The 21,179-nt window shown below is 66.3% G+C and carries 19 protein-coding genes and 2 riboswitches; of the genes, 7 read left to right on the top strand and 12 right to left on the bottom strand.

Annotated elements, in window-relative coordinates; translation table 11 throughout:
• Positions 1-224: 224 nt before the first annotated feature.
• From DXK94_RS14670 to DXK94_RS14660, 3 genes are all read right to left on the bottom strand, one after another.
• The gene (locus DXK94_RS14670) at positions 225-1,253 is read right to left on the bottom strand and encodes a GNAT family N-acetyltransferase (RefSeq protein ID WP_115525536.1); all 1,029 of its coding nucleotides are present in this window, start codon (positions 1,251-1,253) and stop codon (positions 225-227) included.
• Positions 1,254-1,255: 2 nt separating this feature from the next.
• Complete coding sequence (locus DXK94_RS14665) at positions 1,256-2,641, bottom strand: glycine--tRNA ligase (protein WP_115525535.1); 1,386 nt, start codon at positions 2,639-2,641, stop codon at positions 1,256-1,258.
• Positions 2,642-2,768: 127 nt separating this feature from the next.
• The gene (locus DXK94_RS14660; protein ID WP_115525534.1) at positions 2,769-3,767 is read right to left on the bottom strand and encodes a DMT family transporter; all 999 of its coding nucleotides are present in this window, start codon (positions 3,765-3,767) and stop codon (positions 2,769-2,771) included.
• A gap of 32 nt (positions 3,768-3,799) precedes the next feature.
• Here DXK94_RS14660 and DXK94_RS14655 point away from each other — a divergent pair, with 32 nt between their 5' ends.
• Positions 3,800-4,033, top strand: a complete 234-nt coding sequence (locus DXK94_RS14655) for an RNA-binding S4 domain-containing protein (protein WP_079595569.1) — start codon at positions 3,800-3,802, stop codon at positions 4,031-4,033.
• 54 nt (positions 4,034-4,087) lie between these two features.
• On the opposite strand, the gene DXK94_RS14650 is transcribed toward DXK94_RS14655, so the two are convergent.
• Positions 4,088-4,738: an alpha/beta hydrolase gene (locus tag DXK94_RS14650; protein WP_115525539.1), complete on the bottom strand. Its 651-nt coding sequence runs from the start codon at positions 4,736-4,738 to the stop codon at positions 4,088-4,090.
• Positions 4,739-4,816: 78 nt separating this feature from the next.
• On the opposite strand from DXK94_RS14650, the gene DXK94_RS14645 reads away from it, so the two are divergent.
• From DXK94_RS14645 to DXK94_RS14635, 3 genes are read left to right on the top strand one after another with little or no spacing between them, the layout of a single operon-like run.
• Entirely contained in the window at positions 4,817-5,686 is an 870-nt protein-coding gene (locus DXK94_RS14645; protein ID WP_115525533.1) for an SGNH/GDSL hydrolase family protein, read from the top strand.
• Positions 5,687-5,726: 40 nt separating this feature from the next.
• Complete coding sequence (locus DXK94_RS14640) at positions 5,727-6,908, top strand: winged helix DNA-binding domain-containing protein (RefSeq protein WP_115525532.1); 1,182 nt, start codon at positions 5,727-5,729, stop codon at positions 6,906-6,908.
• Between the two features lie 13 nt (positions 6,909-6,921).
• The gene (locus DXK94_RS14635; RefSeq protein ID WP_115525531.1) at positions 6,922-7,464 is read left to right on the top strand and encodes a hypothetical protein; all 543 of its coding nucleotides are present in this window, start codon (positions 6,922-6,924) and stop codon (positions 7,462-7,464) included.
• A 65-nt stretch (positions 7,465-7,529) separates the two neighbouring features.
• Here DXK94_RS14635 and DXK94_RS14630 read toward each other — a convergent pair whose 3' ends face one another.
• Both DXK94_RS14630 and mmsB read right to left on the bottom strand, forming a co-directional pair.
• On the bottom strand, positions 7,530-9,014 hold the full coding sequence (locus tag DXK94_RS14630; protein ID WP_115525530.1) for a CoA-acylating methylmalonate-semialdehyde dehydrogenase: 1,485 nt from the start codon (positions 9,012-9,014) through the stop codon (positions 7,530-7,532).
• Between the two features lie 13 nt (positions 9,015-9,027).
• Complete coding sequence (mmsB, locus tag DXK94_RS14625; RefSeq protein ID WP_115525529.1) at positions 9,028-9,930, bottom strand: 3-hydroxyisobutyrate dehydrogenase; 903 nt, start codon at positions 9,928-9,930, stop codon at positions 9,028-9,030.
• 139 nt (positions 9,931-10,069) lie between these two features.
• Between mmsB and DXK94_RS14620 the strand changes: the two genes are divergently transcribed.
• A complete protein-coding gene (locus tag DXK94_RS14620) occupies positions 10,070-10,969 on the top strand; it encodes a LysR family transcriptional regulator (RefSeq protein WP_115525538.1) in 900 nt (299 codons plus the stop codon).
• Between the two features lie 52 nt (positions 10,970-11,021).
• On the opposite strand, the gene DXK94_RS14615 is transcribed toward DXK94_RS14620, so the two are convergent.
• The 4 genes from DXK94_RS14615 to DXK94_RS14600 all read right to left on the bottom strand — a co-directional run bounded on the left by DXK94_RS14615 (position 11,022) and on the right by DXK94_RS14600 (position 16,528).
• Positions 11,022-12,140: a zinc-binding dehydrogenase gene (locus DXK94_RS14615; protein WP_115525528.1), complete on the bottom strand. Its 1,119-nt coding sequence runs from the start codon at positions 12,138-12,140 to the stop codon at positions 11,022-11,024.
• Between the two features lie 104 nt (positions 12,141-12,244).
• Positions 12,245-13,627 carry an MFS transporter gene (locus DXK94_RS14610; RefSeq protein WP_115525527.1) on the bottom strand — a complete coding sequence of 461 codons (1,383 nt, stop codon included), beginning with the start codon at positions 13,625-13,627 and terminating at the stop codon, positions 12,245-12,247.
• Between the two features lie 179 nt (positions 13,628-13,806).
• Entirely contained in the window at positions 13,807-14,922 is a 1,116-nt protein-coding gene (locus tag DXK94_RS14605) for a homoserine O-acetyltransferase (RefSeq protein WP_115525526.1), read from the bottom strand.
• 12 nt (positions 14,923-14,934) lie between these two features.
• A riboswitch (SAM riboswitch) is annotated at positions 14,935-15,050 on the bottom strand.
• A 152-nt stretch (positions 15,051-15,202) separates the two neighbouring features.
• On the bottom strand, positions 15,203-16,528 hold the full coding sequence (locus DXK94_RS14600) for a bifunctional o-acetylhomoserine/o-acetylserine sulfhydrylase (protein ID WP_115525525.1): 1,326 nt from the start codon (positions 16,526-16,528) through the stop codon (positions 15,203-15,205).
• 45 nt (positions 16,529-16,573) lie between these two features.
• Positions 16,574-16,689, bottom strand: a riboswitch (SAM riboswitch).
• Between the two features lie 165 nt (positions 16,690-16,854).
• Here DXK94_RS14600 and DXK94_RS14595 point away from each other — a divergent pair.
• The gene (locus tag DXK94_RS14595; RefSeq protein WP_079595580.1) at positions 16,855-17,493 is read left to right on the top strand and encodes a VOC family protein; all 639 of its coding nucleotides are present in this window, start codon (positions 16,855-16,857) and stop codon (positions 17,491-17,493) included.
• A gap of 321 nt (positions 17,494-17,814) precedes the next feature.
• Positions 17,815-19,365 (top strand): HNH endonuclease signature motif containing protein, encoded by a 1,551-nt coding sequence (locus DXK94_RS14590; RefSeq protein WP_115525524.1) that lies wholly within the window; start codon positions 17,815-17,817, stop codon positions 19,363-19,365.
• Positions 19,366-19,404: 39 nt separating this feature from the next.
• Here the strand turns inward: DXK94_RS14590 and DXK94_RS14585 are convergent, their stop codons facing one another.
• The gene (locus tag DXK94_RS14585; RefSeq protein ID WP_115525523.1) at positions 19,405-20,184 is read right to left on the bottom strand and encodes a CPBP family intramembrane glutamic endopeptidase; all 780 of its coding nucleotides are present in this window, start codon (positions 20,182-20,184) and stop codon (positions 19,405-19,407) included.
• 197 nt (positions 20,185-20,381) lie between these two features.
• Positions 20,382-21,170, bottom strand: a complete 789-nt coding sequence (locus DXK94_RS14580) for a DeoR/GlpR family DNA-binding transcription regulator (RefSeq protein ID WP_115525522.1) — start codon at positions 21,168-21,170, stop codon at positions 20,382-20,384.
• Between the last annotated feature and the right edge of the window lie 9 nt (positions 21,171-21,179).

The following is a 21,179-nucleotide window of genomic DNA, read 5'->3' as shown; positions in this document are numbered from 1 at the left end:
CCTGCATCGCGGACTTCCCGCTGAAACCGGAGCCCGGTGCCTGGTGGATGCCGCGTCACCTGGGCGGCGGCGCGCCGTCCGAAGCCGAGCGGCAGGCGCTGGACGCCCAGGACGCCGCCAGGGGCCGCCGTCGGACCCCCCGAAAGTAGGTAGCGCCAAGTGTCCTTGTGGAGGTCCACAACGACACTTGGCGCTACCTGGTTGGGCGGGGCCCGGACGAAGCGTCAGTCCGAAACCACGAGGGTTTCGGCGCCGGCGAGCCTGGCTTTCCCGCTGTCGAGGAGGGGTTCGACGGCGGCGCGCAGGGCCGTCATCGAGTCATCCAGTTCCAGCATGACCGGGTGCTGGTACGCGATGAGTGCCAGCATGTCGCGGACAGCCTCGGCGGCGTCATCGGCATCCAGCGCCGGTTCGTGGCCGACGAAGACGTCCGTGGGTGCCTCCGTTCCCTCGGGCTCAGGGCCCTGGGCGGGGTCCGGGTTGGCGGGCGCCGCGTAGCTGACCGCGAAGGCGCGGATGCGGCCCTTCTTACTCGGCGCCACCCCCGCACCGAACGCGGATTCCGGCTGTGCCCGCAGCACGATGGCGCCGTGCGCTCCGGTGAGGTCATCCAGGAACAGCTTCTGAACCTGGCCCATGGACAGCACACCCGGGGAATCCCAGCCGTGGATGGAGGTGTAGTACCTGCCCACCACGTCAGTCAGTTCCACGGACCCGGTGGCCAGCTCCATCACCACGTCGGAGCCGGCGTCCTCGTCGCCGGCGGACCCGCCGTCCCTGGCCGGGAACACGGGAAGCCGCAAGGCACCCGGTTCCACGATGACCAGCCGGGACCGCTGAATGGGCGAAAGTCCCACGGCCTCGGCGAAGGCTGCCCCCGGCGTACCCGGCTCCACCTTGGCGCGCAGCCTGGCAACGCCCGACGGCGCGTGCTCGGCTTCCCGCCGCAGCAGGGCCAGGAGGCTGGCTCCGATGCCGGCACGGCGGTGGTCCTTCGCCACTTCGATGTACGTCCACAGCCGTTCAGGGTGCAACGAGGCCTCGTAGACCACACCGGCAGCCACCGGGATCCCGACCTCGTCGATCACGTCCTCGGCCACGATGCAGCGGCGCCAGAGAGCGCCGCCGGTGCCGGCAGAGGACGGCGCGAGCGCGCCGCGGAACTGGCGGGCCTGGGACGTTTCCGGGCCGCCCCAGATCTCAAGGAGCGCCAGGTCGTCGCCCTCGCGCCATTCGCGGTATTCGATGGCCATGCTCAGGCGCCGATCAGGCGTGCGGCCAGGTAGCCCTCCACCTTGTCCAGGGAAACGCGTTCCTGGCTCATGGTGTCCCGCTCGCGGATGGTCACGGCCTGGTCCTCGAGAGTGTCGAAGTCAACCGTGATGCAGAACGGGGTGCCGATTTCGTCCTGGCGGCGGTAGCGGCGGCCGATGGCGCCGGCATCGTCGAAATCGATGTTCCAGTTCTTGCGCAGCTGGGTGCCCAGGTCCTTGGCTTTCGGGGACAGGTCCTCGTTGCGGCTCAGCGGCAGCACGGCGGCCTTCACCGGGGCCAGCCGCGGGTCCAGCTTCAGGACGGTGCGGACGTCCACGCCCCCCTTGGCGTTGGGGGCCTCGTCCTCGGTGTAGGCGTCCACCAGGAAGGCCATGAAGGAACGGGTCAGGCCGGCCGCGGGTTCAATGACGTACGGGGTGTAGCGCTCGTTCGTGGCCTGGTTGAAGTAGCTCAGGTCCGTGCCGGAGGCCTTGGCATGCGTGGAGAGGTCGAAGTCGGTCCGGTTTGCGATGCCTTCCAGCTCGCCCCACTCTGAGCCCTGGAAGCCGAAGCGGTATTCGATGTCCGTGGTGCCCTTGGAGTAGTGGCTGAGCTTTTCCTGCGGGTGCTCGAAGAAGCGCAGGTTCTCTTCACGGATGCCCAGGCCGGTGTACCAGGCCATGCGCTCCTTCATCCAGTACTGGTGCCACTCTTCGTCCGTGCCGGGCTCGACGAAGAACTCCATCTCCATCTGCTCAAACTCGCGGGTGCGGAAGATGAAGTTTCCGGGCGTGATCTCGTTGCGGAAGGACTTGCCGATCTGGCCGATGCCGAACGGGGGCTTCTTGCGGGAGGTGGTGAGGACGTTGTTGAAGTTCACGAAGATGCCCTGGGCAGTTTCCGGGCGCAGGTAGTGCATGCCCTCTTCACTGGCCACGGGGCCCAGGAAGGTCTTGAGCAGGCCGGAGAATTCCTGCGGCTCGGTCCATTCACCGCGGGTGCCGCAGTTGGCGCAGGCGATGTCCTTCAGGCCGTTCTCGGCGGGGCGGCCCTTCTTCTCCTCGTATTCTTCCTCGAGGTGGTCGGCGCGGTAGCGCTTGTGGCATGACAGGCATTCCACCAGCGGGTCGGAGAAGACCTCCACGTGGCCGGAGGCTTCCCATACCTGGCGGGGCAGGATGACGGAGGAGTCCAGGCCCACCACGTCCTCGCGGCCGCGGACCATGGACTGCCACCACTGCCGCTTGATGTTTTCCTTCAGCTCGGCGCCAAGGGGCCCGTAGTCCCAGGCAGAACGCGAACCTCCGTAGATCTCACCGGCCTGGAACACGAAGCCCCTCCGCTTGGAGAGGGAAATGACCTGGTCGAGAACGGATTTTGCTGCCATGGGGTAACTCCAGTTTCTACAGGGCCGCTGGGTGCGGTCCGCGGTTTTCAGGCCCCGGCATCACCAAAAGCAGGGCACTTCCGGTGGCCGGACGGGGCGGATGAAGGGGGTGGTAAAGCTGCGTGTCCTAGCCTACCGGCCGCTGCCTGCGGAGCGCGCCCCGCGGCCAGGGCAGCGTGGCCAGGATAATGGCGGCCAGCGTCAGGATGGTGCCCAGGACGGTGGCGGGCGCCACCACGGTGCCGGGGGCGGGCAGCACCACGTCCAGGGCCAGCGATCCGAGCAGCTGGCCCGCGATCATTCCCAGCCCAGTGACCAGGACGCCCAGGCTTCGGACCAGCAGCGCTCCCAGGCCAATGAAGACACAGCCCATGGGACCGCCCAGGTAGTACCACCACTCCCCCGGCAGCGGGTTGCCCGGCCCGGCCACCGAAACCTTGACGGCGAGCGCGGTCCACAGCACCAGGCAGCCGGCAATGAAGTTGACCAGCGTAGCGGCGATGGGGGTCCCGTAGTGGACGGTGGCGGTGCCGTTCATGGCCTGCTGGAAGCTCATGAGGAACCCTGCGGCAACGGGGAGCAGGAGTGGAAGCACCAAAGAAGCGGGACCGCCGTCGGTTCCGGCCGCGGAGCCTGAGGCGAAACGCGGCGAGACAGCCCATGCGACGGCGGCAATGGTGAGCACGCAGCCGATGATCCGGATGCCAGTGACCGGTTTCTTGCCCGCGGGCCCGAGGCCCAGCCGGTCCACCAGGAGTCCGCTCACCGTCTGCCCGGTGACGGTGCCCACCGTGAACAGCGCCACCCCGAGGAGGCCAACGGTGAAGGACTGGGCAAAGACAAAGACCGCCCCGATGCAGCCGGCCAGGACGTAGATGCGGGGAAAAGCCCTGCTGCGGACGGCCGGAAGGATCCTGGCCAGCCCGGCGCGGCCGCGGGGCAGGAGCAGCGAGATGAGGATCATGACCACCAGTCCTGTGCTGAAGCTCACCACGGCGGCGGCGATTCCGTCATTAAGCCGGGCTCCGAGTGCTCCGTTGATGCGGCCCTGGACAGGGATGGCAAGGCCGGCGCCCACCGCCAGCGGCAGGCCTGCGAGCAGCGGCAGGCGGGAGGTGGAGGTCATTGAATCCACCTTACGTCAGGCATTATTGCTACATGAGCAACCCCGTTGAGGACGTCCCCATCCGTGACAGCATGATCCGCCTGGGCCAGCTGCTGAAGCTCGCCAACCTGGTGGAGGACGGTGTGGAGGCCACGGATCTGATCAAGAACGGCCTGGTGAAGGTCAACGGCGAAATCGACGACCGGCGCGGCCGCCAGCTGCACAACGGCGACACCGTCACGGTCAATAACCAGACCGTACGCGTGGTGGCACCCGAAGCGGACTGAACCTGCTGCGACGGCGGAGCGGCGCCCGAAAGGTGGCCGGCCGCCGTCGTACGCCTACTTCTTCAGGACCTCGTGGGTGAGGAACTCCCCCACATGCCCGATTTCCTGCTGGTTGATGCCGTGCCACATGCCCGTGTACAGCACTTTGGTGAGCTTGACGTGCTTGCGGACCCAGCCCATGGTGAAGTCGATCTTGTCCGGGGTGATCACGGGGTCCTGCTGGTCCCGCCCCCAGAACATGGGAATGGTTCCGTCCAGTTCGGCGTCCCGGAAGGTGGGGTCGTCGCCGGCGTCCACCACGAAGCCTGACAGGCCGACGACGGCCGCGAAGTCCGTGGGCCGCTGCCGCAGCAGCGTGGTGGCCATGGCCATCCCCATGGAAAAACCGAGCAGGGACACCGAGGGGTGCCCCACCTTGATGGTGTCGATCCAGTCGAGCACGAAGGACGACGCCGCCTTCACCCGGTCCAGCGAGTAGTCGATGGAGGCGGTGAGCGGGAACCAGGTGAAGCCGGGGCCCATGGCAATGGGTGCGCGCACGGAGGCCACCGCGAAGTCCCCCGGCAGCAGGTCGGCGAGGCTCAGCAGGTCCTGCTCGTTGGCGCCATATCCGTGCAGGAGCACCAGCAGCGGCTTTCCGTCGCGCTGGTCCTCCGGGTGGGACCACAGGACAACAGGGGCAGGAAATACATCGGCTTCAGTCATGGTTTCCATTGTTACAGCTACCTGAGGGCAACAACCTACGTTCGCGTAGCCAGAGAGCCGGAAGGCAGGATAAGGACCGTGACTGACGCAAGCATCATTGAAACCCCGCATGCACGCTCCGGATCCCACCCCTGGACCCGGTATGTGGCCATGGGCGATTCCTTCACCGAGGGCATCGGCGACCCCGAGCCCTCAAGCCCCGGCGGCTTCCGCGGCTGGGCGGACCGGGTGGCGGAGGAACTGGGCCGCACCCAGCCGGATTTCGCGTACGCCAACCTCGCGGTACGGGGCCGGCTGCTGCGGCAGATCGTGGACCAGCAGCTGGCGCCCTGCCTGGCCCTGAAGCCGGACCTTGTCACCCTGTCCGCCGGGGGCAACGACCTCATCCGCCCCGGCGGCGACCCTGACGCGCTGGCCGAAAAGCTGGATTCCGTGGTGCAAATACTGGCCATGGGCGGCGCCACTGTGGTCCTCTTCAACGGGCCCGATACCGGTTCGTCCGTGCTGGGCAGGATCCGCAGCAAGGTGGCCATCTATAACGAGAACCTGCGTACCGTCGCGGCCAGGCACGATGCGGTCATTGCGGACATGTGGTCCCTCCGGCAGCTCAGCGACCCCCAAATGTGGGACCAGGACCGGCTGCATTTCTCCCCGCTGGGCCACCACACCATCGCGGCCATGGTGCTGGATGCACTGAACGTGGAGCACACCCTGGAGCCGCTGCAGCCCAAGGCCCTGCCGCACCGGACGTGGCGCGAGGCGCGGTCCGGCGACCTGGTGTGGGCGCGCGAATACTTTGTCCCGTGGGTGCTGCGCCGCCTCCGCCACCAGTCCTCCGGGGACGGCATCACCGCAAAACGTCCGACGCCGGGTCCCGTCTTTGGCCCGGGCGTTCCGCTGGGTTCGGGCGAGGGGCCGCTGGGTACCGCGGAGCCGTCCCGGCGCTGACGCCGGTACTCGGAACCCGGCAGCGGCGCAGGCGGGCGGTATGCAACCGGATATGGTGGTGCGGCTGAGGCTGCAAGCCCAGATGCTTCGGGAGCCCGCTGCCGCATCGCCGGAGGCCGCCTTGCGAAAGCTGCTGGCCGTGCAGGCGCAGGAGTTTCCCTACGCCCGGTGGAGCCTTGCCCAGCGGGTGTCGGCGGGCGCATCCCCCGTTGCGGCAGCGGAGGTTGAGCAGGCAGTGGCCGACGGCCGGATCCTGCGGACGCATATCCTTCCGCCCACCTGGCACTTCGTCCACCGTGACGACCTTCGCTGGCTTGTTGCCCTGTCGGCACCGCGCCTGCACCAGGCCAATGCGCCGACGTACCGCCTCACCGGAATCGATGAAGCAACTGCCGCCCGGGGCAGCGAGGTGCTGGCCGGGGCTGTGGCCGGCGGCAACCACCTCACCCGCGGGCAACTGGCCGTAAAGCTGCAGGAGGCCGGCTTCGAGGCCAGCGGACTGCGCCTTGCGTACATCATCATGCACGCCGAAGCCAGCGGCGTCCTTGCCAGCGGCACGCCGGTCCGGAGCCCGGGCGGTGCGCTGAGACAGACGTACGCGCTCTTTGACGAGCGGGTACCCGCCTTGCCGGCCGTACCGCTTTCCCGGCCGGAAGCACTGGCTGAACTCGCCCTCCGCTACTTCACCAGCCGGGGACCCGCCACCATCCGGGACTGCGCGGACTGGTCAAAGCTGACAATGACCGATATACGGCAGGGTGTGCAGCTGGCCATGGAGGCTAGTCCCGGTGCCCTGGGAGCAACGGCGATTGACGGCGTCGAGCATTACTTCGCTGGAGACGCCGGCGGGGAAGCCGGCGCTGGTCCTGACCGCGGACCTCGCTCCGATAGCAGACCGCGGGTGGACCTGATCCAGTGCTACGACGAATATGTGATGGGCTATTCCGCCACCCGGCATTACATGGGCGGCAGCGCCCCTTCCTTCCCCTTTGCCGGGGAGCCCATCCACGTGGTGCTGCTGGATGGGCGGATGGCCGGATCCTGGCGGCACAAACTGCTTCCGGACCGGTGCGAACTCGATATCCGGTTGTCTCATGCCGCCGAGACGCCGGGTTCCCCGTTGGCCGCCGCTATCCAGGACGCTGTGGACCGCTACGCGGCTTTCACGGGGCTCCCGGCCGTTCGTGTGCAGTCGGGGACTAAGCTGGAAGGACACACATGAGAGGCGCCCCACCGTGAGCAACCTGTTTTTCTGGATCATCATCCTGTCACTCCTGATCCCGGTGGCCATGCGGATGTACCGGAAATCCGTGGCCCGCAGGGACCATGGGCAGAGCTTCTCCGGGCGCTACCCGGAGCAGTTCCCGGGCGCCGGCCAATTCCCTGGATCGGCCGGGCCGCAGAGCAAGCAGCCCCGCGACGGCTACACCCAGCAGGACTATTTTGCCGGCGGATTCCAGCAGATCGAGCGGCCGCAGCCCATCAATGATCCCCAGCCGCTGCCCTACCAGTATGGCCAGCCGCCCCAGCAGCCGATGCCGGGCGCCGACAACCGGACCGCGCCGCAGCCGCCGTTCCAGCAGCCCCCGTTCTCCCAGCAGGGCGCGCCCGGCCAGCCCTCCCCCGAACAGCACGCGGCCCCCGCTACTCCCCCGCCGCCGTCGGCCCCGCAGGGCTACCGGGCGCGGAAGCTTGCGGAACTGGACCAGCAATACAGCAACGGCGAACTGTCCGTCGAGGAGTACATGACACGCCGCAGCGACATCATGAACGGCTGACCTGCGTCACATCCACCAGCGGAAAGCCCACGTGCGTTAGTCCACCTGCGGAAAGCCCTGGCGCGTTAGTCCACCTGCGGAAAGCCCAGGTCGATGACGGACGTTGCCGGGTCCGGCCACCGCGTGGTGACCACTTTTCCCCTGGTGTAGAACCGGATGCTGTCCGGCCCGTACATGTGCGTGTCCCCGAACAGGGAGTTCTTCCAGCCACCGAAGGAGAAGGTACCCACCGGAACCGGGATGGGCACGTTGACGCCCACCATGCCGGCCTCGACGTCGAACTCGAACTGCCGGGCGGCACCGCCGTCGCGGGTGAAGATGGCAACCCCGTTTCCGAACTCGTTGTCATTGACCAGGCGGACCGCATCGCTGTAGGTATCTACCCGGACTACGGACAGGACCGGACCGAAGATTTCGTCGTCGTAGACCTTCATGCCCGGCTTGACGTGATCCACCAGGCTGACTCCGATAAAAAACCCGTTGGAATCGAACTGCTGCGAGCGGCCGTCAACAACCACTGTGGCGCCTTCATCTTCGGCGCCTGCCACATAAGAGGCCACCCTGTCCCGGTGCTCGGCGGTGATCAACGGTCCCATCTGTGATGCAGGGTCCGTCCCGGGACCAATCGTAAGGGTGGCCATCCGGCTTTGGATGGCCGCCACCAGGTCGTCGGCGATGGCACCGACGGCGACGAGCACGCTGACCGCCATGCAGCGCTCACCGGCCGAGCCGTAGGCAGCCGAAATGGCGGCGTCTGCTGCCATGTCCAGGTCCGCGTCCGGCAGGACCACCATGTGGTTCTTGGCCCCGCCCAGGGCCTGGACCCGCTTGCCGTGATCGGCTGCGCGCTTGTAAATGGACTGCGCTATGGGCGTTGAGCCCACGAAGCTGACGGCCTTGACGTCCGGGTGTTCGAGCAGGACGTCCACCGCCTCTTTGTCGCCCTGCACCACGTTCAGCACACCGGCCGGCAGTCCCGCTTCGGCGAAGACTTCCGCGATGAACACGGCGGAGGACGGGTCCTTTTCACTGGGCTTCAGCAGCACGGTGTTGCCGCACGCCAAGGCACTGCCGATCATCCAGAGCGGCACCATGGCCGGGAAGTTGAACGGGGTGATGCAGGCGACCACACCCACAGGCTGCCGGACGGAGTGCACGTCCACGCCGCTGGAAACCTGCTCCGAGCGTTCCCCCTTAAGCATGTGGGACAGTCCGGTGGCGAACTCGATGTTCTCAAGGCCGCGCGAAATCTCCCCTTCGGCGTCGGAGAGTACTTTGCCGTGCTCACTGGTCAGGATGGCGGCCAGCTCGGACTTGCGCTGTGTGAGGATTTCGCGGACCCGGAAGAAGATGTTGGTCCGCTTCGCCAGGCTCGTCGCCCGCCAGGCGGGCAGCGCGGCCGTGGCAGCGGCGATGGCTTCCTCTACCCGGGCAGCGGAAGCGAGCGCAACCTGCTTTTCCTGTTCTCCGGTGGCCGGGTTGAACACGGGGCCGAAGCGCTCGGCATCGGCAACGCGGCTGCCGTTGATGTAATGCGGAATGGTGTGCATGAAAGTCTCTCTTCTACTTTGCTGAATCCAGGGAACCGTCGGCGAGCTTGATGATCATGGAGCAGTCCTTGCCGGCCTCGCCCGCATCGATGAGGCGCTGGTACAGCTGCTGAACATGCCTGCCGATTTCGAGCGGCGTGCCGGTGTCCTCGGCAGCGCTGATGGCCAGGCCGATGTCCTTGTTCGCCAGCTCGGCGGTGAACGTGGGCGCGAAGTCGTTGTTGGATGCGGCGGTGGGGACCACACCGGGAACGGGGTACCAGGTGCGCAGGGCCCAGCTGTCACCGGAGGACACGGAGGCGATGTCCCAGAACACCTTCTTGTCGAGTCCGAGCCTGTCGGCCAGCACTGCACCCTCAGCGGTGGAGGCCAGGTTGATCAGGAGCATCAGGTTGTTGCAGATCTTGGCCGCTTGGCCGGTAGTGGCTCCGCCGGTGGGGATGATGTTGGTGGCCATCGGCCCGATGTAGCGGGTGGCATCCGCTACTGCGTCGGCTTCACCGCCCACCATAAACGTGAGTGTTCCTGCTTTGGCGCCACTCATCCCGCCGGAGACGGGGGCATCGACGAAGCGGAAGCCGGCGGCAGCGGCGGCGTCGTGCAGTTCACTGGCAGCGGCGATATCGATGGTGGAGGAATCGACCAGGAGCGTCCGTGTTTCCGCATGTGCCAGCACGCCGTCCGCACCAAGGTAGACGGCCTTGGCATGTTCGCCCTTCGGAAGCATGGTGAACACAACATCGGCGCCCGCCACAGCCTCTGCGATGCTTCCTGCCGGCTTCACACCGCCAGCCTCGGCAGCGGCGACGGCGGCGGGGTTGAGGTCGAATCCCCGTACGTCGTGACCCGCCTTGGCAAGGTTCCCCGACATGGATCCGCCCATGTTTCCCAAACCGATCCAACCGACTACTGCCATGGCATAAGCTCCTTTGCTGTGCCTCCGGCCGGGACCGGCCGGAAGGTCTGTGTCCACCATCACACCCTGCTACAGTGCAATCAAGGGGAAAAATCACAGAAGGCATGTGCACTGATGCACACGAATGAAGGGACATCCGGTGGCGCGGCTTCCAAGTCCGGACGACCTGTTAATCCTGCTCACCGTGGCCAGGCTGGGACGCTTCAACGCGGTCGCCGAAACGATGGGGACCACGCACACCACGATTTCGCGGCGGATCCTCGCCCTGGACAAGCAATTGGGCGGCAGGACGCTGGAGCGCAGTCCGCACGGGTGGGAGCTGACGGAGCTTGGCGCTTCGGCCGTCGCGGCTGCGGAAACGATCGAGGAAACACTTGGGTCACTGGCCGCCGTTGTGGGCCAGGACCGGGACGCAGTGTCCGGTATGGTGCGCATCAGCACCTCTGACGGTTTCGGCGCCGAATTCGTCACTCCTGCCCTGGTCCGCCTCCAACAGCGGCACCCGTTGCTGAATGTGGAGATGCTCAGCGCTACGCGCAAGGTCAGCCAGAACCGCTCCGGCGTGGACCTTGAAGTGGTGGTGGGCCGCACGGATGTGAGCAATGCGCAGGCCATTTTCCTGGCCAACTACTTCGTGCGGCTCTATGCCAGTCCCGCGTACGCGGCGCAGCGGGGCTTGCCGGAAACGCCCGACGGCGTGGGGCAGCACGGCTTCGTCTCCTACGTTGAGTCCGCCCTGCAGGTTGCCGAACTGGGCCACCGGTCCTCGCAGTTGCCGATGCCGAAATCCAGCTTCCAGGCGACGAGCATCTTTGCCCAGGTGGAGGCGGTGCGCCGTGGCGCCGGCATCGGGCTGCTCCCGAACTTTATGGTGGCGCAGAACGCGGAGTTCATTCCGGTGCTCCCCGACGCCTTCCAGCGCCAGATTCCCGTCTGGGCGGTGGCCCGGCCGGAATCGCTCCGGTCCGCCCGGGTGCAGGCCGTGATTGCTGCCCTCAAGGAAGAAGTGGCGGCCCGCCAGGATCTTCTGGCAGCCTAGGCCTTGGCACCCTGGTCACTCGGGTCCTGGTCCCTGGGACCCGGTGCAGTTGTCAGGCCTGGAAGAGCCGCCTCACCACCTGCCCCGCAGCGAGTGCGTCAAGGCCTTCGTTGATCTGGTCAAGCGGCCGGGTGTCGGTGTGCAGCAGTTCAACGGGAAGCCTGCCCTCCCGCCAGTAGCCAAGGTAGAGGGGGATGTCCCGGCCCGGGACGGCGTCCCCCATGTACGAGCCCAGCAGCCGTTTGCCCGCACCGGCGAACTGGAGCGCCGGCACCGTCAGTTCCGCCGTGGGATGCGGCAGCCCTACGGAGACTACGGAGCCACCGCGCGTTACGTGCTCCAGGCACGAGGCGATGACCCGGGCAGACCCCACGGCTTCGACGGCGGTGTCCACACCGTCACCGGAGGCGTCGGCAATCAGGCGGGAAGCGTCATCCGGGGTCCCTACGGCCGTTGCCCCGCACTTCAGTGCGAGCCCGTGCTTGGCGGCGTTGGGATCGATGGCGATCACGGAGGAGGCACCGGCGAGCGCCGCGGCCATAACGGCCGAGAGCCCCACGGCACCGAGCCCGAAGACAGCTACGGACTGGCCGGGCTGGACGGCCGCTGTGTTGAGGACGGCCCCCATTCCGGTGAGCACGGCGCAACCGAACATTGCGGCAACGGTGTCCGGGACGTCGTCGTCGATGACCACCACTGATTCACGGGCCACCACGGCGTAATTGGCGAATGCCGAAACCCCCAGATGGTGGTTGATGCGCTTCCCGGCAGGTGTCCGCAGCAGGGCTTCGCCATGGAGGAGGTCCCCCGACCCGTTGACGTCGGCGGCGCGGTGGCAGAGCGCCGGGCGGCCTGCCCGGCAGGCACGGCAGCCACCACAGCTGGGGACGAAGACGAGAACTACATGGTCCCCCGGGGAAACATCGGTGACGCCGTGTCCCACGGCAGCGACCCGTCCTACAGCCTCGTGCCCCAGCGCCATCGGGAGCGGCCTGACGCGGGAACCGTCCACCACCGAGAGGTCAGAGTGGCACAGGCTCGAATAGGTGATGTCGATCCCCAACTCGCCGGCGCGGGGTTCGGGCCGGTCGAGCTCCTCCACCTGAAGCGGGTGCGCTTGGGTGTAGCTGGTTCCGGACGGGACCGTGGAGTAAAGAACGGCTGCTTTCATGGAGAATCCTGACTTCCTCGAGGTGCTGACGCGCAACTGCCCGGGCCTGCGTGGTGGCGGGTCCGGGCAGTTGGCATGCTGTGTGGCTTTTGTGGTGGCGTTGCCTATTTCTTGCCGGCTGCGAGAAGGTCGGCCGTGCCCTGGGCATCGGCTGCGTCTACATCGTGGAGCGAAATGCCCCGGGTTTCCTTGAGGAAGAACACGGAGATTGCCGTCACGATGCAGGCTCCCAGCAGGTACAGCGCCACCGGAGTGGAGGACTTGAAGCTGCTCAGCAGCGATGTGGCGATGATCGGGGCCAGTGAACCGGCCACGATGGAGGTCACCTGGTAACCCAGGGAAACGCCCGAGTACCGCATGCGGGTGGGGAACATCTCGGCCATGATGGACGGCTGGCCCGCGTACATCAGCGCGTGGAACAGCAGGCCGATGGTGATGGCGGCCAGAATGACGATGTCATTCGCAGTGTCCATCATGGGGAAGGCGAAGAAGCCCCAGGTGCCGCCGAGGATGGCGCCGGCCATGTAGACCGGGCGCCGGCCAAACGCATCGGACATCTTGCCGACGAGCGGCACGGCGCAGAAGTGGATGAAGTGCGCCACGAGCAGAAGCAGGAGGATGCGGGAGGTGTCGGTCTGGACTACAACCTTGAGGTACGTGATGGAGAAGGTCACCACAAGGTAGTACAGGATGTTCTCGGCGAAACGCAGACCCATGGCGGTAAAGACACCACGCGGGTAGCGGCGGAAGACTTCGGCAACGCCGTAGCCCTTCTTCTCCACGGTGACTTCCTTGCGGGCCTCGAGAAAGATCGGCGCGTCCTGGACCTTGGTGCGGATGTAGTAGCCGACGATCACGATGACCGCAGAGAGCCAGAAGGCGACGCGCCAGCCCCAGCCCAGGAATGCTTCCTGGGACAGCGTGGCCGAAAGGGTGAACAGCACGCCGGTGGCCAGCAGGTTGCCCATCGGTACTGCTGATTGCGGCCAGCTGGACCAGAAACCGCGGGACTTGCTGGGGCTGTGCTCTGCGACCAGCAGCACGGCGCCGCCCCACTCACCGCCGACGGCGAAGCCCTGCACGAAGCGCAGGAACACCAGGAGGGCCGGGGCCCAGTAACCGATCTGGGCGAATGTGGGCAGGCATCCCATGAGGAAGGTGGCCACGCCCACCAGGATGATGCTCAGCTGCAGCAGCTGCTTGCGGCCGAATTTGTCACCGAAGTGGCCAAAGACGATGCCGCCGATGGGGCGCGCCACGAACCCTACGGCGTAGGTGACGAAGGCGGCGATGATGCCATCCAGTTCGGTCCCTGAATTGGGGAAGAACATTTTGCCAAACACCAGGGTGGCGGCGGAGGCATAGAGGAAGAACTCGTACCACTCCACAACGGTGCCGGCCATTGAGGCCGTGACGACTTTCTTCAGGCCGGAGGCCTTGACGTCGGTTTCCTCGGTCCGCCGTGCGGCGGAGCTTTCCGTGCTCATCTGTTACTCCTTCGGCGTCGTCGTCGACACCACTGGGACGTATTGGGGCGGCTAAGTGTGATTTTGGCCACGAACCGCCGGGTCCCATTGAGTATGGTCCGCCTGTCAGCCCAGCTCAACGGCGAATCTCGCAGAGCACATCTGCATAAACGCACATCCGGGCAAAGGAGGGAGTGGTGCTACGCGGAAAGATGCCTCTGGAGCTGCGGTCCCAGCTGGCCGATTTCGGTCAGGAACCCGTCGTGGCCAATGGGCGCCTCGATCAGGTGGACGTCCACATCCCCCGGAAGCGCCCGGGCCAGCTCACGTGACTGGGACGGGAAGTACAGGCGGTCGGAGTCCACGGCGGCAACAAAGAAGCGGGCTTGGCTGGCGGCCAGTGTTTCGGCCAGCGTGCCGCGCCCCCGGCACACGTCATGGCTCATCAGCGCCTCGGTGATGGCGATATAGCTGTTGGCGTCAAACCGCTGCACCAGCTTGTTTCCCTGGTGGTCAAGGTAGCTCTCCACCTGGTAGCGTCCGCGTTCCGCCAGGCACTCACCCTGCAACGGCGATTCGGGAGCCTGCGGGGCACGGCCGAACCTGCCTTCCAGCTCGGCGGCTGAGCGGTAGGTGATGTGTGCGATGCGCCGTGCCAGTGCCAGTCCGGCCTCGGGGAAAGGGCCGCCGTAATAATCGCCGCCGTTGAAGTTGGGGTCCTGCCGGATGGCGAGGGTCTGCGCCTGGGCGAAGGCGATCTGTTCGGCCGTGCTGGCGGCCCCTACGGCGATGACCGCGCAGCGCTGCACGCGCTCCGGGTAGGTGACAGCCCATTCGAGTGCGCGGGCGCCGCCCATCGAACCGCCCAGGACGGCAAACCAGCATTGGATGCCGAGCTGGTCAGCCAGCCGGGCCTCTGCCACGGTGCTGTCCCGCAGGGTGACCAGGGGAAAGCGGGAACCCCAGGGGTTGCCGTCGGGGGCAGGCGAGGACGGGCCGGTGGATCCGTAGCAGCCGCCCACGATGTTGATGGAGACAACGAAGAAACGGTCTGTATCCACGGGTGCGCCGGGCCCGGCCAGCTGTTCCCACCAGCCCGGTTCGTCGGTGTCGCCCCGGGTCACGTGGGTGCTGCCGGTGAGGGCATGTTCGATCAGGATGGCGTTGCTGCCGTCCGCGTTGAGGGTGCCCCAGGTTTCGTAGGCGAGCGTCACCTCCGGAAGATAGCCGCCGGCCTCAAGTTCCAGGCCTCCAATGGAGGCGTAGCGGACAATCCCGTGTTCGGGAACGGTGGTACGGGTGACGGTAACCGTCATGGCAAGACCTCTTCTACGCGCTTGCCTGCCGTCGAATGACCGGCAGGCCAGGTCTTCACCCGGGGCACCCCACCGCGGAAGGAGGGTTGCCGGCCAGCAAGCCGGGGCTGTCACTGGCACTCATGACCTGGTTCGAGTGTACGAAACACCACCCGTCCCAAGCCAAGAGTGTGACTGGTTGTGACTTCCCCGGCCCGGGCACGCCGGCCCTGGCTGCCTGTTTGCTGTGGAGGCTGCCTGCCCGCCTGACGTTCCGGCCGCCGTCGCGCCTTGATCCTGGTCAGGCGCCCGACGCCGCCTTTGCTGCACGGAAGCCGGCCTCAAGGTCGGCCAGGATGTCGTCGATGTGCTCAATGCCCACCGACAGGCGGACCAGCCCGGGGGTCACGCCGGCCACGGCCTGCTGCTCCGGGGAGAGCTGGCTGTGGGTGGTGGACGCAGGGTGGATGACCAGGGACCTGACGTCCCCGATGTTGGCCACGTGCGAGTGCAGCTCCAGGGCGTCCACGAACCGTTTGCCGGCCTCGGCACCCCCGGCCAGGTTGAAGGACACAATGGCACCGGTCCCCTTCGGTCCGTACTTTCGGCCGCGCTCGTACCAGGGGCTCGAGGGAAGGCCCGCGTAGGCGACGGATTCGACGTCGTCACGCGCTTCCAGCCAGCGGGCAACCTCCGCGGCGTTGGCCACGTGGCGTTCCACGCGGAGACTCAGCGTCTCCAGACCCTGGGCGATCAGGAAGGCGTTGAACGGCGAAACAGCAGAGCCCAGGTCCCGCAGGAGCTGGACGCGTGCCTTAAGGATGTAGGACAGGTTGGCGCCCAGGGCGCCGCCCTCCCCGAGGTCACGCCCATAGACCAGCCCGTTGTAGGTGGGGTCCGGGGTGTTGAAGCCGGGGAACCGCTCCGGGTCCTTGCTGAAGTCGAACTTGCCCGAGTCCACGATGACGCCGGCGATGGCTGAGCCGTGGCCGCCGAGGTACTTCGTGGCTGAGTGGACCACGATATCCGCGCCCCACTCGAGCGGACGGATCAGGTACGGCGTGGACAGCGTGTTGTCCACGATCAACGGCACACCTGCCTCGTGGGCGGCCTGGGAGACGCCTTCGATGTCCAGGACATCCTGCCGCGGATTGGACACCACCTCGGCAAAGAAGAGCTTGGTGTTCGGCTGCACGGCGGCGCGCCACTGGGCCAGGTTGTCCGGATCCGCCACGAACGTGACGCTGATGCCGAACTTCTTCAGGGTGTGGGCGAAGAGGTTGTAGGTTCCGCCGTAAAGGCTGGGGCTCGCGACAATATGGTCGCCGGCCTCGGCAATGTTCAGGACAGCGAAGGTCTCGGCTGCCTGTCCGGAGCTGAGCAGCAGGGCTGCCAGGCCGCCTTCGAGGCTGGCAATCCGTTGCTCCACCGCGTCCTGGGTCGGGTTGCCGATGCGCGTGTAGATGGGCGCCAGTTCCGCCAGCGCAAACCGGTTCGCGGCGCTTTCCGCGCTGGGGAACACAAAGGACGTAGTCTGGTAAATGGGCAGCGCACGGGCGCCGGTGGCGCTGTCCGGTTCCTGTCCGGCGTGGATCTGGCGGGTTTCGAAGGACCATCCGTTGGACATTCAAGGCTCCTTTGACATGGGCCCGGGGCGGGCTGGGAGCACCACGGGCCGCGCTTGCCATCCGGCCGTTGCCGGACAGCCAGGTCCTCACCCGGGGCACCCCACCGCGGATGGAGGGTTGCCGGCCAGCGAGCCGGGGCTTGGCGCTGGCGCTCATGACCTGAGCTCAGTGTAGGAACATTGCCGGCTGGCCGGACAGCATTGTGACGAACATAGTCCTGCAGGTTTCGCCGCCTGAAGGTGGCCCGTGAAGGGGTTGACCTCGGAAAATCCCAGTAAGGCAACCCTTAGCTGAGAGCCCGATCACAAAGTGCCAAGATGTTGGCATGCGCATGGATCACGTCTCTTACGCCTGTGAACACGATGGCCTCGCGGCCACTACCGAACGTATTTCCTCTGCCCTCGGCGTTGAGGCAGTGAAAGGCGGGGTACACCCCCGGTTCGGAACCCGGAATATGATCATCCCGCTCGCGGGACACAAATACCTCGAGGTGGTGGAGGTCCTGGACCACCCCGCATCGGACAAGGCACCCTTCGGGCAGGCAGTACGTGCCCGCTCGGCGGCCGGCGGCGGATGGATGGGCTGGTGCGTCGAAGTGGACGACCTCGCCCCCTTCGAAGAACGCCTCGGACGCTCCGCCGTGAACGGCAACCGGAAATTCCCGGACGGCCGTGAACTGGTGTGGAAGCAGATCGGCATCCTGGGGCTCATTGCCGACCCCCAGGTTCCGTACATGCTCAAGTGGGAGGGCGACCCCTCCCTGCACCCGTCCAACGCCTACGACAGCAACGTCAAGATGAGCTGCCTCACCATTGCCGGTTCGGCTGCCCGGGTCACCGAGTGGCTGGGCGAACCGGTGGAGAAGCCGCTGGAAGACGTGGCCGTGGAGTGGGTGGCGCCACACGGGACGCCGGGCATTCTGTCAGTTACGTTCGAAACCGCCAGCGGAGCCGTCACAATCTGACCTCCTGCTGCGTGGTCCGGTGCTGCCGGATCACGCAGGGGCACCCCCCTTGGGTTCCCTGTCCGACCATCTTCGGCCGCCATCAGCATGTGACAACGAAGTCACCTGCCGATGGCGGCCGAATCCATTTCCTGGCGTGCCCGGTCTTGGTTTGCCGGTTCCTTGGTTTGCCGGGTTCTTGGTTTGCCGGGTTCTTGGTTTGCCGGGTTCTTGGTTTGCCGGGTTCCAGACGGTCGCAGACAGCAAGGGTGGAATGCGTGCTGGACCCGGCATGCTGAAATCCCTCGGTGCTTTGTCAGACCCCCCTGTCATAGTTTTCCTATGGCAAGCAGGGCGGCATTGGAAGCGTTGGAGGTCCTTGAGGCGTCCCTTGCTGAGCTGGGTGCTGTGCTGCGTGGGACCGGTGAGGGTTTTGATCCGTTGCGGGAGCAGGCTGATCGGAGCCTGGACGGGCTCGCCGGGGTCGCCCGGCTTGAAGCACGGACCGCGGCGTTGAAGGTGCATCTTGCGGCAGGGTATGCAGAAGCTGCCAAGGCTGTGGCGTCACGGGCCATGGTGCCGTCCGGGGCGATGGCGCAGGAAGCGTCGATGGTCGCGGAGGTCGCGGGTGTGTTGACTATTGGTGCGCGGGCTGCCGGTGTGCTGCTGGAGCAGTCGCAGGTGCTGGCCAATGTTTTGCCGTTGACCTTGGCGGGGTTGCAGGACGGTAGCTTGTCGTGGGCGCACGCGAAGGCCATGGTGGAGGAAACCGCCACCCTGGATCGGGCCGGGGCCGCCGCGCTGGAGGAGCATTTCCTGGGCCCGGACGCACCGAACCTGGCCACCGGGTGTGCGGGGCCGGGTGAGTTGGTGCCGCACCGGTTCCGGCACAAGGCCCGGATCTGGCGCGAACGCCACCACCCCGAATCCCTTGAAAAACGCCACGCCAAAAGTGTCGCGGAGCGGCGGGTCGAACACCGTCCGGACCAGGACGGGATGGCCTGGTTCCACGCCTACCTCCCTGCCGATACCGCGTCGGCGATGTGGAACCGCACCACCGCCCTGGCCCGGGGACTGCAGGGCCCGGACGAGTCCCGGACCCTGCCTCAGATCTGCGCCGACATCTTCGCCGACGCCGTCCTCAGCAACGGACAGAACGGGCAGCACGGGCAGACCGTGCAGGATTCCGGCGGTACTGTTGCGGAGGTCCGTATTCCGCACGCGGAGGTCCTGGTTACGGTGCCCGTGTTCTCGCTTATGGGTCTGACGGATGAACCGGCGATGCTCGACGGCTACGGCCCGATCCCGGCGTCGATGGCGCGGAAGTTGGTGGCGGACGGTGCTGGCTCGTTTTATCGGGTGCTGGTGGATCCGCGGGACGGGGCGCCGCTGGAAATCGGGCGCACCAGCTACCGGGTTACGAAGGCTATCCGGCGGTGGCTGCGTATGAGGGACGGGAAGTGCCCGTTCCCGGGCTGTTCCAACAACTCCCTGGACAACGAAGCTGACCATTTGTTGGCGTGGCATCACGGCGGGACCACCGGGATCAGCAACCTGGGCCAGCCCTGCCCGAAGCACCACCGCCTGAAGCACACCAGTGGTTGGACACCCACCCCGGCCACCAAAAACGAACCACCCGGCTGGATTTCACCAGCAGGCCGAAGATACAAAAGCGAACACCAGGACTGGGAACCACCACAATGGCCGGATCAACTCAGGCGCGAGCTGCATCGGAAGCGGAAACGGAGACAACTTTCACGGCGGAAGCGAAACGTGCACCGGCCGCGGTCATTGACCAAGGGTGGTCCCTACGGCTACCCGGACCTTTGCTACATCGGGCTGTCCCCGGGTGAGGAAGGCCTGTTGCGTGTCCTGCACGGGACCGGAAACTGAGCAACGGCCCGCTTGTGCCCCGCCCGTCGTCGTGCCCGCCTAGCCCAGGCCCACGGACCTTCCAAAAAGGCTGAAGCCGACAAAAGCGACGATGTCCAGCAACGCATGTGCAATGACCAGGGGCATGACGCGCTTGGTCCGGGTGTAGAGCCACGCGAAGACAATACCCATGACCACATTGCCGATGAACGGCCCGAAGCCCTGGTACAGGTGGTAGCTTCCACGCAGGAGCGCGCTGGCGGCAATGGACAGCGGCACGCTCCAGCCAAACTTGCCGAAGCGGTTCAGCAGGTAGCCCACCACGATGACTTCCTCCACCACGGCATGCCGGATGGCGGACAGGATCAGAACCGGCACCGTCCACCAGTAGGCGTCCAGCGCACTGGGAATGATCGCGGTGGTTATCCCCAGCGCCCGGCCCGCGGCGTAGAGGCCGAGCGACGGGATGCCGATCAGGGCCGCCAACCCCACCCCCTGCATCATGTCCATTCCCGGCCGCGCAAAATTGAAGCCCAGCTTCCGGAAGGCTGAGCCCTGATTGCCAACATCTCCGGACGCCGCCTGCCGCTGGTCAGTGAGGAAATAGATCACCAGCAGCACAGGAACCAGCGCGAAAATGATGTCCAGCAACTGGTAGGTCAGGTCAAAATACTCGCGTGTACTCTGGGAGCGGTTCAGCGTTGAGGTGCCCTCGGCCAGCGGCGCACGGGTCATCTTGTCCAGGAGCTGCACCACGGAGTACACGGCGGACTGGCCAAGGGAGAGGCCCAGTACAATCCAGACTTCGAACTTCAGGCGGCGGCGGGAGGGAACCAACATGTACCCATCTTGCCTGCAGTTGCTGGGTCAAGCCTGACCGAGCAATCCACGCGTGGCGCCGGCGGTATTCGGAGGGCGGTGTGCAGGCCTGCCGTATCCAGGCCGGAGGTATTGAGGCTGGGGATATTCAGGCCGGGGATATTCAGGCGGGATATTCAGGCCGGGGATATTCAGGCCTGCCGTATTGAGCCGGGAGTTCAGCTGGGCGCGACGATAACTTCGGTGCCATTGGCCTCGAAGGCCGCCTTGTCCCGCGGCGAGATCCCGGCATCCGTAATCAGCCGGGTGAAGTTGTACCCGTCCATGGTGGCAAAGGCCCGGACGCCCACCTTGGAAGAATCAGCCAGGACATAGGAAACCCGTGCCCGGCTCGCGAGCAGCGCGTTGACGGATGCCTCCCCCTCGCCGGTGTTCGTTGGCCCCACTTCCGGGTCGATGCCGTTGACCCCGATGAAGGCGATGTCCAGCACTACCTTCTGCATGATGATGTCCGTGTAGGGGCCCACCAGCTCGTAGGACCGGGGGTTGAGGATGCCGCCGGTCACCATGACCTTGATATTGGGCCGCACCGCCAGCTGCCCGGCGATGTTAATGGCGTTCGTGACCACCGTCAGCGTGGGCTGGTTGGAGGGGGCGTTGAGGTCTTCGCGGGTGGCGAGGATCTGTGCCAGCGCGGTGCTGGTGGTGCCGCCGCAGAGACCGATCACGGCGCCCGGCCTGATCAGCGCGGACGCCGCCTGTGCAATCTGTTCCTTGGCTTCGGCGTGGTCGTCCCGGTTGTAGCGGCCGGGAAGGTCGTACGCCAGGGCACCGGTGGTGGCTCCGCCCCGGGTCCTGGTGAGGAGCCGGCGCTTGGCCAGGCTGTCCAGGTCCCGCCGTGCGGTGGCCGGTGATACGCCCAGGTTGCTGACGATTTCATCGACTTCCACCTGGCCCGATTTGGCCAGCAGGTCAAGGATGGCGGTCAGCCGGTCAGTGCGGGTCATGCAGGGCCT

This window comes from Arthrobacter sp. RT-1, assembly GCF_003367205.1.
Taxonomy (GTDB): Bacteria; Actinomycetota; Actinomycetes; order Actinomycetales; family Micrococcaceae; genus Arthrobacter.
Note: the sequence above shows the minus strand (reverse complement) of the source record. Positions and strands in the feature narration are given on the sequence as shown.

What these genes read in the sequence shown, in the direction of transcription:
- DXK94_RS14670 (WP_115525536.1), bottom strand. Translation starts at nt 1,253, where the DNA reads ATGGCCATCGAATACCGCGAATGGCGCGAGGGCGACGACCTGGCGCTC.
- DXK94_RS14665 (WP_115525535.1), bottom strand. Translation starts at nt 2,641, where the DNA reads ATGGCAGCAAAATCCGTTCTCGACCAGGTCATTTCCCTCTCCAAGCGG.
- DXK94_RS14660 (WP_115525534.1), bottom strand. Translation starts at nt 3,767, where the DNA reads ATGACCTCCACCTCCCGCCTGCCGCTGCTCGCAGGCCTGCCGCTGGCG.
- DXK94_RS14655 (WP_079595569.1), top strand. Translation starts at nt 3,800, where the DNA reads ATGAGCAACCCCGTTGAGGACGTCCCCATCCGTGACAGCATGATCCGC.
- DXK94_RS14650 (WP_115525539.1), bottom strand. Translation starts at nt 4,738, where the DNA reads ATGACTGAAGCCGATGTATTTCCTGCCCCTGTTGTCCTGTGGTCCCAC.
- DXK94_RS14640 (WP_115525532.1), top strand. Translation starts at nt 5,727, where the DNA reads ATGCAACCGGATATGGTGGTGCGGCTGAGGCTGCAAGCCCAGATGCTT.
- DXK94_RS14630 (WP_115525530.1), bottom strand. Translation starts at nt 9,014, where the DNA reads ATGCACACCATTCCGCATTACATCAACGGCAGCCGCGTTGCCGATGCC.
- mmsB (WP_115525529.1), bottom strand. Translation starts at nt 9,930, where the DNA reads ATGGCAGTAGTCGGTTGGATCGGTTTGGGAAACATGGGCGGATCCATG.
- DXK94_RS14615 (WP_115525528.1), bottom strand. Translation starts at nt 12,140, where the DNA reads ATGAAAGCAGCCGTTCTTTACTCCACGGTCCCGTCCGGAACCAGCTAC.
- DXK94_RS14610 (WP_115525527.1), bottom strand. Translation starts at nt 13,627, where the DNA reads ATGAGCACGGAAAGCTCCGCCGCACGGCGGACCGAGGAAACCGACGTC.
- DXK94_RS14605 (WP_115525526.1), bottom strand. Translation starts at nt 14,922, where the DNA reads ATGACGGTTACCGTCACCCGTACCACCGTTCCCGAACACGGGATTGTC.
- DXK94_RS14600 (WP_115525525.1), bottom strand. Translation starts at nt 16,528, where the DNA reads ATGTCCAACGGATGGTCCTTCGAAACCCGCCAGATCCACGCCGGACAG.
- DXK94_RS14595 (WP_079595580.1), top strand. Translation starts at nt 16,855, where the DNA reads ATGCGCATGGATCACGTCTCTTACGCCTGTGAACACGATGGCCTCGCG.
- DXK94_RS14590 (WP_115525524.1), top strand. Translation starts at nt 17,815, where the DNA reads ATGGCAAGCAGGGCGGCATTGGAAGCGTTGGAGGTCCTTGAGGCGTCC.
- DXK94_RS14585 (WP_115525523.1), bottom strand. Translation starts at nt 20,184, where the DNA reads ATGTTGGTTCCCTCCCGCCGCCGCCTGAAGTTCGAAGTCTGGATTGTA.
- DXK94_RS14580 (WP_115525522.1), bottom strand. Translation starts at nt 21,170, where the DNA reads ATGACCCGCACTGACCGGCTGACCGCCATCCTTGACCTGCTGGCCAAA.